Genomic DNA, 12,987 nt, shown 5'->3' on the forward strand with positions numbered 1-12,987 from the left:
TCGCGGGGGGCGGTGCGTGGGGACTCTTCGGGGTGGAGGTGGTGTTGCCCGTGCGACGTCGTCGGCTCGCGTTCCCGCCGTTTCAGGGTGTGGGTGTGAGGAGGCCCTTGTCGACGCGTTCGTGCCAGGTGTCGAGGAGGAACTCGGCAACGGTCACGGTGGCGTTGAGCGCGAGGCGCGCGTGGCGGGCGAGCGCGGGGCTGGGTGTGGTGCGGCCGTGGCCCAGGCCGAGTTGGTTGCGCAGCTCGGCCAGGGAGTTGACCGTCTGCGCGAGGGTGCCCAGGACCTTGTGGGACGCCTCGCTGCCCTTCGCGCTCGCGGGAACCGATTCGGCCTTGAGGGCCAGCAGGGCGGCGACCTGCGCGTAGAGCTTGGGGATGTTGTCGTTCTTGGTGTACGCGACCGTGCTCTTGTCGAGGATCATCTTCAGCAGGCTCTCGACGAGTTCCTTGCACGAGGCGATCGCCGCCGCGGGATCGCGTTCGATGCCGTCGCGGATCCGGCCCAAGTGCTCGTGCAGGACCACGGGATCGGTCAACAGTGGGCGCGTGTCGAGTTTGAGTTCGGGCAGGCCGCCGTGGAACGAGGTACGGCGGCGGGCCCGGTACACGGGCCGTCCGCTGATCGCGCCGTCGGGGACCAGTTCCCAGCCGTCCGGCCCGAGCGCGTCGTTGAAAACCTTCGCGAGGCGTCGGGCCTCGGCGGGATCGGCGCGAACGACGGGGTGGAGGGTCTCGGCGAGGAACCGCAGGAAGACGTCGTCGGACCCGCGAGCAAGGCCGAAGCGGGGATCGCCGAAGACCCAGTCGTCGTCCCAGTCCTCCGGATTGTTGTACCGGTGCTGGTAGATGTCCCCACTCGCGGTGGCGTAGCGGGAGTCGTGGCTCTCCATCGCCTCGAGGTCGTACAGGCGGCCGAGGAAGTCGACCTCGTCCAACCGGCCGGCCCAGTCGATCTTCTCCAGGACGATCGTGTCGACGATGTGCCGCCGGGTGACCTCGGTGATGTGGTTGCGCGTCGACACCCCGGCCCCCAAACAGCCTGTGATCCCACGGATTTCGAGAAGTATCGCAGGCGCGAACCCACGGGATCTCCTGATTTTCTGCACTCTGCGGATCGGGATCGGCAACGACCACCGGGCCATGTTCCCGACGCCGGTCGGCGTGCGATGCGGATGCCGACCGGCGGGGATGGATGACCGGACCCGGCACCGGGTTCGACGCGTGTGCCACGACCGCAGTCCCCACGCCGGGCCAAGCCAACGGACGCCTTCGTCGGGGTCCGCGTATTCGCTGCGGCGACCAACCGGCTGCGGAGACAACGCCCGAACGACCGCAACGGCACGGGCGCAGCGCAGACCCTTCACGCGGATCGCTCGGGCCGTGTCCTGGGATGGGCTACCCGCGCGTGGTCGGGGTGACCGTCACCAGGAGCGGGTCGGTCGTCGGGCCCGGCGTGGTGCTCCGGCGCGTCCCTGTGACTCCGGCGGCGGCGACTCGCCGCGGGATTCCTCGCCTCACCGCCGCGACCGAACTCGGAATTCGGCAGGGATTCCGGGTCCTGACGACACGCGGATCCGGGTCGGTTCGCCTCCGGGCGCCGGTCCTCGTACCTGGTTCCGAGTGGCGGATGGGTGTTCGCTTCCCGTGGAGCGTGAGATCGTTTCCCAGGTCGTGGTTTCGGGCGCCGCGCCTGGGGTCCGTGTTCAGTCGTCGAAGAAGTCTCGATCAACCGAGGTGAGCAGGGTCCTCACTTCGTCCGGGTTGTTGAGGATGCGGTGCAACACGCCGTGTAGCCGCCGCAGCGCTTCGGGTCCGGCGGAGACGACGCAGAACATGCCCCCTTCGCAGTCGTAGTCGAGGTCGTCGGCGATCTCGGGCAGTTCGTTGCCGACCGCGAGTTGCGCAATCCCCTCCCACAAGTAGCCGTTGCCCTCGAAGCCGAGTGCGTCGAACAGCGATTGGAGATGACGCCAGTCCATGTCCGACAGGATCAGGCTCCATGTGTCCGTGGACGGGTGGTGAAGCAAGTGGAAAGGCTCCGCAATCTGCATGCCGGTGATCATATGAGCACGTTCGGACAAGGCTGTTGGCCGCTCGACCCGGTGCCGCGGACCGGTCGGTCAGGGCTGTTCGCGGTGGAGTGCGGTCCTGCCTGCACGTTCTGCGGTTGGTGTCCGCATTCCGCCCCGCCCGATCCGTGGTGCTGCCCTGGTCCTGCGGCTCGGCGTCCATCGCCGGCAACACCGGGTCGACCGCGCCGGGCCCGGTAGTTGCACCCGATACCGGCCGACTCCCGGGCCGGGTGCGGTGCCTTCGGGGTCGTGTGGCTCGCGGCGGCGTCCGGATCACGGTCGGGTCGTCGGGCCTTCGGCGAGGCGGGCGAGGTGGTCGGACAGCCCGTCCAGGCCCGTGGTGTCCAGAGGTTGCGGGACGTCGTGCAGGAGCGCGATGTGCGGGCCGCCGGGCCACCGGGCGATCAGGGTCCAATCCGGGTGGGTCACCGTGACCAGGCGGGTGTCCCGGTGCACCTTGCCCCATCGCACGCCCGGCGGGTTTTCGGCCGCGGCGATCGCCGCGAACTCGGCCAGGAACGCGGCCGTTCGCGGACGGGCCGGGTCGGGAACCACGGCCAGGTCGACCAGGCGCACGGGCGCCGGCCCGGGGTCGTAGTCGCCGTACATGTGGGCGTCGTCGAGCCACGCCTGCTCGTACTCCCGGCGGGGCCGGTGGTACTCGAGTTCCTCGGCGATCCGGGCGACCCGCGCTCGATGGGAAGCCGCCCGGGCGGCTTCCCCCGTCGGCGGGCGCAGAATCGGCCGGTCGGTGACCGGGTCACATGGCTCGGGGAGGCCGTGCAGGCCCAGGGTGCAGGTCAGGGGCCATCCCGGCAGGTCCGCGACGAGGTCGCCCGGCTCGACGTCGTAGGCGCAGTCGATCCCCGACGCGGCCAGGCTCAGCACGGTGTCCAGGCCCTGGGCGTCGCGGGAGATCCTGGTCCACCGGCCGCCGGCCGCGTCCTGGGCGAGGACCAGGGCGTAGCCCTTGACGACCGGCTCGACACCCAGAGCCCCGCACGCCCCGCGGTAGCTCCCCCCGATCTCCGCCGGATAATCGCGCTGGGTGAGCAACACCGCCGTCACCGGGAACAGTTCGACTCCCGCGACGCGCGGCGCGGGCACGACGTCCCGGGAGTTCGGGGCCGGGCGCGAGGGCCGGGCCCCGGACGTGCGGCGCGGATGTTTTTCACCTTTTCGGGCCATGAACCCACGTTCGCGCACCCGACACCACGCGCGCGGCCGATTGCATGGGTTTCGCCCAATTCGGTGCGCGGGGGCCAGGAACAAAGGCTCGGCCACACGCATCGGGTCCAGGCGGGTGACTCGACACGTCGCCGGACGCGGGGGCGCGGCGGGCGGAGGTACGCGGTCGTGCCTTCGTCGACCGCGAGGAAGTCCTCCCGGGAACCGACGGATTCGGGTTCGGGTCGGCGGTCGCCGGCGCGGTGGCCCGCGCGTGTGGCATCGGGTGGGGCTACGCCGGAGCAGGCTCCCGGGCGGAGGCTGTCGTGTGTCGGGGTGTCAGTGTGGCGTGGTCGGTTCGGGGTGCAAGCGGATGCCGAAGGTGGTCTCCACGTCGGTCGCCAGGCCGGCCAGTGTGTCGGCGAATGCGGTCGCTGTGGCGTTCTCTCGGGCGACGATGGTCAATGCCCGGCGGGTCGAGCACCAGATGCCGGGGCCCAGCGGTGAGTCGGGTCGGTGTCCGAGTTGTTGGATCAGCCAGCCCGCGCTGGCGCGTTCGGTGCCGTCCGAGGTGCGGTGGACGGGTCCTCCCGCCGTGCGAACGGCTGCGGCCTGGTACGCGGCGATGGGCGGGTTGAGGAAGACCGAGCCGACCTGTCGGGCGTCGGGGCCGTCGGCGGGCAGGAGGAGTCCGCGTGCTCCGCGGTCGGCTGCTGCGCCTGCGGCGGCTTCTGCCAGTGGTGGCGTCGCCCCGAGGGCGACGTCGAGGGCTTGGGCCAGGTGCCGGTAGGTGATCGGTGCGGCGTGGGCGCGTGGGATCAGGCGCAGGGTGATGTCGAGGATGGTGAAGCGGCCGGTTTCGGTTTTGAAGCGGCTGGTGCGGTAGCCGAATCGGCATTGTTCGCGGGTCAGGCGCACGGCGCGGCCGGTGTGGTGGTCGTGGGCGGTGAGCGTGGTGAGAGCGTCGGCGATCTCCTGTCCGTAGGCGCCGGCGTTTTGGACGGGCGCGGCGCCCGCGGTGCCGGGAATGCCGGTCAGGTACTCGATCCCCGAGAGGCCCTGGGCGACGGTGTGGGCGACGAGTTCGGCCAGGGGCTCGCCGGCCCGTGCGGTCACGTCGACGGTGCCGTGGGGGCCGTGGGCGGTGGTGATGCCGCGGGTGGCCATGATCACGACGACGCCGCGGTGTCCGGCGTCGGGCGCCAGGACGTTGCTGCCGCCGCCCAACACCCACGGGCGAGGGGGCAGTTCCGCGACGAGGTCGGTCCAGGTGGTGGGGTCGGTGTGGATGTGGATTCGGTCGGCGGGGCCGCCGAGGCCCAGGGTGGTGTGGTCGGCGAGAAGGTCACCCATGGTGAGCCTCCGGGTGGTGGGGGGTCAGGTGGTGGTGAGGGTTTTGCGGGCGAGGGCGCGCAGCGGGGCCAGGCGCGGGCTCGGGGGTCCGTGGTAGACGGCGTTGGTGCAGATGGCGATGTAGCGGCCCGTGATGGGGGCCAGGAAGAGGCTCATGCCGGTCCAGCCGTGGTGATAGACGGCGCCGTCTTGGGCGACGAGCCAGGCGAGTCCTCGGTCCAGGCCGGGTTCGACCGGGGCGTGGGGCGCGCGGGAGGCGGTGAGCCAGGTGTGGAGCGGGTGTTCGGGATCGAGGAGGTGTTGCGCGTAGCCGGCGAGGTCGGCCGCTGTGGTGAAGGTGCCCGCGTGGCCGGCGACGCCGCCGAGGAGGGCGGCGTTGTCGTCGTGGACGCCGCCCCAGATCCGCGGTGCCCCCGCGAGGCGTTGTTCGGTGGGGGCGACGTTCGGACCGCGCGTGACGGGTCCGTAGGTGGTGTCGGCCATGCCGAGGTCGGTCCACAGTTCGGTGGCGAGTTCGTGCAGGGGTCGCCGGTGGACGTGGGCGAGGGCCAGGCCGAGGAGGATGAAGCCGCGGTTGAGGTAGCGGTGGCGGCCCGGGGGCTCGTCGAGGGGTTCGCGGCACAGGAGTTCGGCGAGCGGTGCGGGATTGCCCCGGTAGCGGTCCAGGCGCGTTTCGGCGCGCAGTCCGCTGGTGTGGGTCAGGAGTCGGCGGATGGTGGCGTCGGCGCCGGGGGCCTCGCCGGTGATCGGGGGCAGGTAGGCGCGTACCGGGGTGTCGAGGTCGAGGAGTCCGGTGTCGAGGGCGCGGCCGATCAGCGGCCAGGTGGCGATGACTTTGGTGAGGGACGCGGCGTCGTAGGCGGTGTGTTCGGTGGGTGGGGCGTCGCCGCATTCGGGTGCGACGACGCCGGCGGTGATCGTGTGCCGCTCCCCCGCCCGGGTCCCGCAGACGATCACGCCGCCGGGGCTGCCGCCGGTGGTGATGAGGGTCTCGAGGGCGTCGCGCAGGGTTTGGATGTCGGTGCGGGTGAACGGCGTCGGGCTCATGGGTGGGGGCTCTCCGGGGTGGTGAGGGTGGCGTGGGCTTCGAGGGCGGCGAGGGTCGGCAGGAGCCGTTGGTAGCCGCGCCGGAGGTGGTGCATGCCCCGGAGCGTAGACGTCCCGTTCGCCGTCAGGGCGGCGATGAGGTGGGCGGTGGCGGCGCGGATGTCGTCGCCGTGCACGTCGGCGGCGTGGAGACGCACGGGTCCGCGAACGCGGATGTGGGGGCCGTCGGTGGTGACGTCGGCGCCGAACGCGCGCAGCCCGGCGACGTGGGTGTCGCGGCGGGGGTAGATCGCCTCGGTGATGGTGGAGGCGCCGTGGGCCTGGGTGAGCATGGCGGTGAGTTGGGGTTGGGTGTCGGTGGGCAGGCCCGGGTGCGGGGCCGTGGTCGTGGTGATCGGGAGGAGCCGGTCGGGGGCCAGGACGGCGACGGCGTGGTGCAGGTCCGTGAGGGTCACTCCGGCCTCGCGCAGGGGGGTGGTCAGGCCGGTGGGCAGGTCGGCCAGGGTGATGCCGTCGAGGAGGACGTGGCCGCCGGTGGCGGCGCAGGCCATGGCCCAGGTGGCGGCCTCGATCCGGTCGCCGGGGATGGTGTGGGTGCCGCCGGTGAGGTGGTCGGTGCCGGTGACGTGCAGGCCGTCGTCGGCCTGGTCGATGCTCGCGCCGGCGGCGGCGAGGAACGCGGCGGTGTGGTCGACTTCGGGTTCGATGCTCGGGTGCGTGATCAGGCTGTTGCCGGGGGCGCGGGCGGCGAGGAGCAGGGCGGTGACGGTGGCGCCCATGCTGGGGCCGTAGGGCGTGTTGACGTCGACCCGGAACGGCCGCAGGCCGCGTGGGCCGAGGAAGGCGCGGATGGTGTGGCCGTCGTCGGTGACGGTGGCGCCGGCCTCGGTCATCGCGGCGAGGTGGCGGTCGATCAGGCGCGGGCAGAACGCGTCCCCGCCCGGCCGGGGCATGCTCACGCGGCCGGCGCGGGCCAGGATCGCGGCACCCAGGATGGTGCTGATGCGGACACGGCCGCCCAGGACGGCGTGGATCTCGGGAACCGGACGGCCGGCCGGGGCGACACGGAACGCGTGGTCGGTGTGGTCGGCTTCGGCGCCGGTGTGACGCAGGATCGCGGCGCACACGTCGGTGTCGACGATGCCGGGGGCGTTGCGCAGGACGGTGGGTCCGTCGCACGCGAGGGCTGCGGCGTAGAGGTGGAGGGCGATGTTCTTGCCGCCCTGGATGCGTGCGGTGCCGGTGAGCGGGGTGCCGCCGGTGATCCGCAGGATGTCCGTGGCCCCGGTCGCCGTGGTGCCGGGCGCCGTGTTGATGGGGTTCGTTGTGGTCACGGGGGTCACCTGATTCGGGTGCCGCGCGGCAGGACGCCGCCGACGTGGTGGCGGGGCAGGATCACCGTTCCGGGGCCGATGAGGGTGGCGGGGCTCAGCACGGTGCCGGCGGGGAGGGCGACGTCGTCGCCGATCACCGCGCCGAACTTGGTCTGACCGGTGCCGATCCGCTTGTCGTCGAGGACGAGGGTGATCTCGTCGGTGGCGGGTTCGGTGACCGGGCCGGTCACGCGCATGGCGGTGGTGGTGCAGAACGCGCCGACGTTGACGCCGTGGCCCAGGATCGAGTCCCCGACGAACGCCTGGTGCACCATCAGCACGCGGCCGACCAGGAGGCTGCGGGTGATCTCCGCGCCGCCCGCGATCCGACACCCCGGGCCGATCACGGTGTGGTCACGGACCACCGCACCGGACCCGATCACGGCGCCGGCGCAGATCAGCACGGGCCCTGCGATCGTGGCACCGGCCTCGATCCTCGTCCCGTCCTCGACGCGGACCGCTCCGGTCAGGCGCGCGTCGGGGTGGACGTCGGCGGTGTCGGCGATGGTGGCGGTGAGGTGGGCCAGGTCGGCGGCGATGGCCGGCTTGACGTCGAACACGGTGGCGCAGCCGGCCATCAGGTCGGCGATGTAGCGGTGTGTGACCTGCCGGGGGTCGATGTAGTAGGCCGGAGTGAGGCGTTCATCGGGGTGGGGTGAGGTCGGAGTACGCACGGTCGCTCCTCGTGCGGTGGGGCCGGACGGCGAGGTGGCCGCCTCGGACGCGGACCGGGAAGTGGGTGCCGCGTGGTCCCATCACGCCTCGGACGGGGTCGTCGCGTCCCGGCCGGGAACGTATGGCGCAAACCCTTTGCATGTTGTGCAAAGCGGTTCATCGTGGGGGTGTGCGGGTGCTATCACTGGGAGTTCCCGCACCGGCAGGCGAGGAGGTCGTCCGTGGCCACCGTCAGGCAACAGCGGCAGGGTGCGGGTTCGGGCATGCGGGTACGGCAGGCTCGGTTGGCGCGGGCGTGGACGCTCGCCGAACTCGGCCGCCGGGCCGGGTACTCCGCCGCCCAGGTCTCCCGGTACGAACGCGGCCTCGCGCCGTTGACGGACGTCACGGTCATCCGGCGGTTCGCCCACGCGCTGGAGTTGTCGGTCGAGGACTTCGGGCTCGCGCCCGCGCCGGCGTTACCGGGATCGCGTCCCGCCGCGCGTGGATCGCTTCCGGGGTTGCCGGGTTCTACTGTTGTGCGCGAGGAACCACGAGAGGGCGAGAACGTGCGCAGACGACGCCTGTTGGCGAACCTGGCGGCCACCGCGTCCCTCCCCCTCGTCGGGGCCGGCGGCGCGCGGACGCAAGCGTCGGGTGATCTCCTGGTCGCGCGCGTGCGCGATGCGATGCTCGGCCTGGACGACGCGCCGCCGACGACCACGACGACGCGGTTGCGCGGCGCGTTGGCGGTGGCCATGGGCGACTATCACGCCGGCAGCTACGGCGCCCTCGCGGAACGCCTGCCGCGCCTGGTCGCGGCCGGCCACGCCTTGGCCGACGACACCGCGAGCGCCGAGCACCAGGCGCTGCTCGCGGAGGTCTACGTGCTGACCACGCGCATGCTGATCAAACTCGACGACGTCCAGTTGGGGTGGATGGCCGCCGACCGCGCCCGCGTCACCGCCCACGCCGGCAACAGCCCCTTGGTCGCGGCGGAGGCCGCCCGCAACCTGGCCGTTCTCGCCCGCAAGGCCGGGTGGCACGAACAGGCCATGCGCATCGCCCTCGACGCCGCCGACCACCCCACCCTCCAGGGCTCTTCTCCACGCTTCGCCGCGGAACGAGGACTGCTGCTGCAGTCCGCCGCATACACGGCGGCACGGGCGCGGGACCGGGACGGCATGCGGGAACTCACCGACGAGGCGGCCGCCATCGCCGCCCGCCTGGGCGGGGTCGTGCTCCGCGACCACGGCGGCGGCTTCGGACCCACGACCGTCACCCTCCACCGCATCTCCGCCGAGAACGCCGCCGGCGACCCCGGCGCGGCCATCGCCGCCGCCCGAACCATCACACCCGCGACCCTGCCCACCGTCGAACGCCGCTGCCGCTACTTCACCGACATCGCCACCGCGTACGCGCATTGGGGACGCCGCGACCAAAGCCTGCACGCCCTGCTGAACGCCGAACGCTGCTCCCCCGAGGAAATCCACACCCGACCCGCCGTCCGCGCCCTCGTCTCGGGCCTCCTGGTCGGCGCACGCACGACACCCGAGCTCCGGGCGCTCGCCGCACGGTGCGCCATCACCTGACCGGGAAGGCCCCCCGAGCGCGCCCATGCGAGCGCGCCGGGCCGAATCGGCGGTCAGCACCAGTGGCACGGGGGCACCGCTGTCAGCACGCGGTCAAATTCGCTGAGAACGTCGAATCCCTGTGCTGGTCGAATACTCGGATACCGGTCCTGACCTGCGCTTTTCATGCGGCTGCTTCGTACTCGTCGAGGAGCCCTGACGGCGCGGCTGGGCCGGCTCGGGAGGGCGGTCACGTTCGGGGCCTCGCCCGGGGCGCGCAGGTCCATTCCGTCGCCCTGGTGGCTGCGGCCGGTGTTGTAGTGGGCGACGTACGCGTGGAGGACGATGCGCAGATGGCGTTCGCCGGTGATGAGGAGCCGGTCGGTGCATTCGCGGCGGACGGACGCGATCCAGCGTTCCGCGAAATCCGCAGGGGATGCCGGACGAGGACTACCTGCCGGTGATGCGGCGCGTTCGTCGCCGCGAGCCTGCACCACGAACACTGCCAACGCCCCGATGGGACAACGGAGACGCGGAGACGAACACACCTTGCCGCGCCGAAGGCGGCGCGAGACGTCCCGACGGGTTCAGCCGGCGCTCCCCCGGCTTCGGTGCCCGTAGCGGCTCAGGTCCGCAGAACGCCGACCGGGGGGTTGGAGGTCGGCGTAGGGGTGTCGGCGGGCGCCGGTGCCGTGGACCAGGACGCGGCGGGGTTGGGCGGGGGTGGGTGTCAACGGAAACTTTGATCTCCCCGGTGGCGGAAATGATCACCCACCCACCGGCGGACACCGCGCCCGCATCGCCGCCGGCCCCCCGAGCGCGCCCACGAGGAGTTCTGGGTCGCAGCGAAGGCCAAGTGCGGGGAGCGCGAGGGGACCCGGATGCTGATCGAGGTGCTGCTGCTGCACCGGCAGTTGCCCGCCGACGCGATGGCCGCCGCGCTGCGGACGGCGGTCCGCCTCGGCTCGGTCAGCGCGGACCTGGTCGCGATCGAGGCCCGCAAGTACACCGAGAGCCCGCCCCGGGACGCCGCGCGGGACCAGCCCGCGGGCGGCCGGGTGCTCGTCCTGCACGAGCGCCGCCTTCCGCCGGACAGCCGGCCGCTGCCGGACATGGCCAAGTACGACCGGCTCCTGCGGCCGGTCCTCCCGCCCCGCTCCGCCCCCGACCGCCAGCAGAGAGGCACCAGCGCATGAGCCCCGCAACCCGTCCCGCCGCCGAGGAGACCACCGCCGCGGCCCGCCGGGCCGCCGACGACGTCGCCGGGCGGCACCTGCCGCCCTCCCGGGTCCCGCTGCCGGACTCGGACTGGGAGGACCAGGTCATCGACGAGGCATGCCGCGAACTGCGGTTGCCCACCATCCGCGCCCGCTTCGAGGAGATCACCGCGGTCGCGGGCCGGGAGAAGTACTCCTACAAGCAGTTCCTCGCCGACCTGCTCCAGGTCGAGTGCGCGGACCGGGAGACCCGCCGCAAGCAGCGGATGGTCCGCGCCGCCAAGTTCCCCCGCCAAAAGCGGATGGAGGAGTACGACCCGACCTGGAACCCGAACGTCCCGCCCGAGGTCGTCGGAATGATCACCGATCCGTCCTGGGTCCGCGACGGGCGCCCGCTGGTCCTGATCGGCGACTCGGGCACGGGCAAGTCCCACCTGCTGATCGGCGCCGGCACCGCGGCCGCCGAGGCCGGGCTCTCGGTCCGCTACACCACCACCTCGGCGCTGGTGAACGAGCTCGCCGAGGCCGAACAGGCCCGCCGCCTCTCCTCGGTGATCGCCCGCTACAGCAAGGTCGATCTCCTGTGTTTGGATGAATTTGGGTATCTGAACCTGGACAAGAAGGGCGCCAAGCTGCTCTTCCAGATCTTCACCGAGCGTGAGGAACGCAAGTCCACCGCGGTCGCCAGCAACGCGCCGTTCACCGAATGGGACCAGACCTTCACCGATCCCCGGCTCTGCGCGGCCATCGCCGATCGGCTCACGTTCCTGGCCATCGTGGTCCAGACCGGCTCGGAGTCCTACCGGCTGCGGGCCACCGAAGCCGAACACGCCGCCGAAGCAGCCCGGAACGAGCTCCGATGAAGACTGGCGGGATGCCCGATGCGACACTGATCACGACTCGACGACAGGGGAGCGGCCATGAGTGGTGATCAGATTGTCTGGCTCGTGCTGGCGGTCGTTTCGACCGTGTTCGTGGGAACGTTCGCCGTCGCGCTGGGGCGCGGCTGGGTACCCCGGTCGAACCCCCGAATCAACGCCCGGTGGACGATCACCGGGCTGCTGATCGCCGAGGCGGGGATGCTTGTCGGCAGTATCCCGCTGATCGCCGGGGCATCAGACGACACGACCGTTCGGTACGTCAACATCGGCTTCGGCATCGCCGTGTTCGCCGGCGTGGTGTCGATCGCGGGTAGCTTCTGGGACAAGTCCCGTTCGCAGAGCCGCGCCTGACGCTCCATCGGCTCCACTGCTGCCGCGGTGGAATGGCCGGAACGGGCATTGAAGGGGCCGGTCGGGCGCGGGAGCCCGGCCGGCCCCACGCACGCCTGCGTCATCTGACCGGGTCCTCGCGCACCGCGCCTGTCAGGGACACAGCGCAGCGAGGACCCGGGGGCCCACGCTATTGCACGTCCGCGTGACCAACCCGCCGACCGCCGAACCGGCACACCCGAAGTCACCCGAAAGGGGTGGCTCTCAAACTCGTTGCCGAAACCGGACTCGAACCACAGTCCATCCCCACCACGAACGGAGCAACGTGGCTCTCAATCACGTTGCCCGAGTGGCTCCGAAACAACCTGTCGAAAACAAGCAGGGTGATGCCTGTCCCGTCGAGGGTGAGCTCGACATCGTCGGTGCTGTCGAATTCCAGGGTCGTCTCACGCCAGCGTGCGGTCGGGGTCAGGCCCGTCAGCATCTCGCGGATGCCCCGGCCGGCCAGGAGATGGGCACGCCAGGCGCGATCGGCGTCGAAGCCGGCACGGATGCGATCCCAGGGCCCGCCGATGATGCGCGCGTGCGCACTCCGCAGAGCATGTTCGAGGCTCTGCCAGGCGTGCCGGTCGCGATCGGCCAGCTCGCGTGTCCAGGGGCTCGGACGCCGGTCTCGGGCGTGCACCCGCTGCAACTCGGAACGGACAAGCGCGGTGGGGCTCGACAGGACCCGATCGAGTCCGCCATCGAAGTCCGAGTCGGGTGGATCAAGGAACAGCGGCCCCTTGCCGGTGGCCGGCACGAGTTCCGACAACGGCCTCAAGGAGGGCGTCAGCTTCCGGCCCACCTGCCGCCGCCAGAGCCCGAAGACCGCATCGGAGCGCTGAAGCATTGCGACGGCGAGCATCAACTCCACCATCGGTGCCGGGTCGTCGGCGAACCTCACCCGCAGCAGGTCCTCGGCCGTGAAACACACGCGCAGCATGGCTCTCCCCTCACCACGCAACAGGCTTCGCCACCCGCTCGATTCGGTCCACGCCGAACCGAATGCGTGGAACCGCCCGCGGCCCCGACGATGAAACGGCAACTCCAAGCCTGGACCGTCGCACGAAGAACGCGGAAGCCGCTAACCGGCCACTCGTCCACGCCCGCGGCGGGAACGGGACCTCGATCCATCGATGCTTCGACGGCCGGTCGCGTCCGCCGCGGTGTGGCCACAACGAAGGGGAGACACACGCACACGCAGGAACTCACTCCCTGGGGCATCCCGAGCGTCGTGATGGGACGGGCGTCGGGGCACCGCGGTCGAGGGCCCGACCG

The 12,987-nt window shown here is 71.7% G+C and carries 13 protein-coding genes; 4 read left to right on the top strand and 9 right to left on the bottom strand.

The annotated features are described in order from the left end of the window. Positions 1-82: 82 nt before the first annotated feature. From ACZOOI_RS29970 to ACZOOI_RS30000, 7 genes are all read right to left on the bottom strand, one after another. Complete coding sequence (locus ACZOOI_RS29970) at positions 83-1,024, bottom strand: abortive infection family protein (protein ID WP_465282704.1); 942 nt, start codon at positions 1,022-1,024, stop codon at positions 83-85. Positions 1,025-1,705: 681 nt separating this feature from the next. After that, positions 1,706-2,065: an Imm51 family immunity protein gene (locus ACZOOI_RS29975; RefSeq protein WP_465282705.1), complete on the bottom strand. Its 360-nt coding sequence runs from the start codon at positions 2,063-2,065 to the stop codon at positions 1,706-1,708. A gap of 282 nt (positions 2,066-2,347) precedes the next feature. Further along, positions 2,348-3,262: a hypothetical protein gene (locus ACZOOI_RS29980; protein WP_465282706.1), complete on the bottom strand. Its 915-nt coding sequence runs from the start codon at positions 3,260-3,262 to the stop codon at positions 2,348-2,350. Positions 3,263-3,580: 318 nt separating this feature from the next. After that, positions 3,581-4,594, bottom strand: a complete 1,014-nt coding sequence (locus ACZOOI_RS29985) for a UDP-N-acetylmuramate dehydrogenase (protein ID WP_465282707.1) — start codon at positions 4,592-4,594, stop codon at positions 3,581-3,583. A gap of 24 nt (positions 4,595-4,618) precedes the next feature. After that, positions 4,619-5,641, bottom strand: coding sequence for a serine hydrolase domain-containing protein (locus ACZOOI_RS29990; protein WP_465282708.1), 1,023 nt, complete (start codon positions 5,639-5,641; stop codon positions 4,619-4,621). Further along, complete coding sequence (locus ACZOOI_RS29995) at positions 5,638-6,975, bottom strand: UDP-N-acetylglucosamine 1-carboxyvinyltransferase (protein WP_465282709.1); 1,338 nt, start codon at positions 6,973-6,975, stop codon at positions 5,638-5,640. Before ACZOOI_RS29995 ends, ACZOOI_RS29990 begins: the two co-directional genes overlap by 4 nt. A 5-nt stretch (positions 6,976-6,980) precedes the next feature. Next, positions 6,981-7,688: an LbetaH domain-containing protein gene (locus ACZOOI_RS30000; protein WP_465282710.1), complete on the bottom strand. Its 708-nt coding sequence runs from the start codon at positions 7,686-7,688 to the stop codon at positions 6,981-6,983. A 222-nt stretch (positions 7,689-7,910) separates the two neighbouring features. Between ACZOOI_RS30000 and ACZOOI_RS30005 the strand changes: the two genes are divergently transcribed. After that, the gene (locus tag ACZOOI_RS30005) at positions 7,911-9,260 is read left to right on the top strand and encodes a helix-turn-helix domain-containing protein (protein ID WP_465282711.1); all 1,350 of its coding nucleotides are present in this window, start codon (positions 7,911-7,913) and stop codon (positions 9,258-9,260) included. Positions 9,261-9,313: 53 nt separating this feature from the next. Here the strand turns inward: ACZOOI_RS30005 and ACZOOI_RS30010 are convergent, their stop codons facing one another. After that, positions 9,314-9,742, bottom strand: coding sequence for an integrase core domain-containing protein (locus ACZOOI_RS30010; RefSeq protein ID WP_465284178.1), 429 nt, complete (start codon positions 9,740-9,742; stop codon positions 9,314-9,316). A gap of 378 nt (positions 9,743-10,120) precedes the next feature. Between ACZOOI_RS30010 and ACZOOI_RS30015 the strand changes: the two genes are divergently transcribed. Genes ACZOOI_RS30015 through ACZOOI_RS30025 form a run of 3 tightly spaced genes read left to right on the top strand, consistent with a single transcriptional unit; the run spans position 10,121 to position 11,688 of the window. After that, positions 10,121-10,435 (top strand): hypothetical protein, encoded by a 315-nt coding sequence (locus tag ACZOOI_RS30015; RefSeq protein WP_391589361.1) that lies wholly within the window; start codon positions 10,121-10,123, stop codon positions 10,433-10,435. Beyond that, entirely contained in the window at positions 10,432-11,319 is an 888-nt protein-coding gene (istB, locus tag ACZOOI_RS30020; protein WP_391589362.1) for an IS21-like element helper ATPase IstB, read from the top strand. Before ACZOOI_RS30015 ends, istB begins: the two co-directional genes overlap by 4 nt. A gap of 57 nt (positions 11,320-11,376) precedes the next feature. Continuing rightward, the gene (locus ACZOOI_RS30025) at positions 11,377-11,688 is read left to right on the top strand and encodes a hypothetical protein (protein WP_465282712.1); all 312 of its coding nucleotides are present in this window, start codon (positions 11,377-11,379) and stop codon (positions 11,686-11,688) included. A gap of 223 nt (positions 11,689-11,911) precedes the next feature. Here ACZOOI_RS30025 and ACZOOI_RS30030 read toward each other — a convergent pair whose 3' ends face one another. Beyond that, complete coding sequence (locus ACZOOI_RS30030) at positions 11,912-12,652, bottom strand: hypothetical protein (RefSeq protein ID WP_465282713.1); 741 nt, start codon at positions 12,650-12,652, stop codon at positions 11,912-11,914. Positions 12,653-12,987 lie beyond the last annotated feature (335 nt).

The sequence above is a fragment of the Embleya sp. L77 genome, assembly GCF_055557415.1.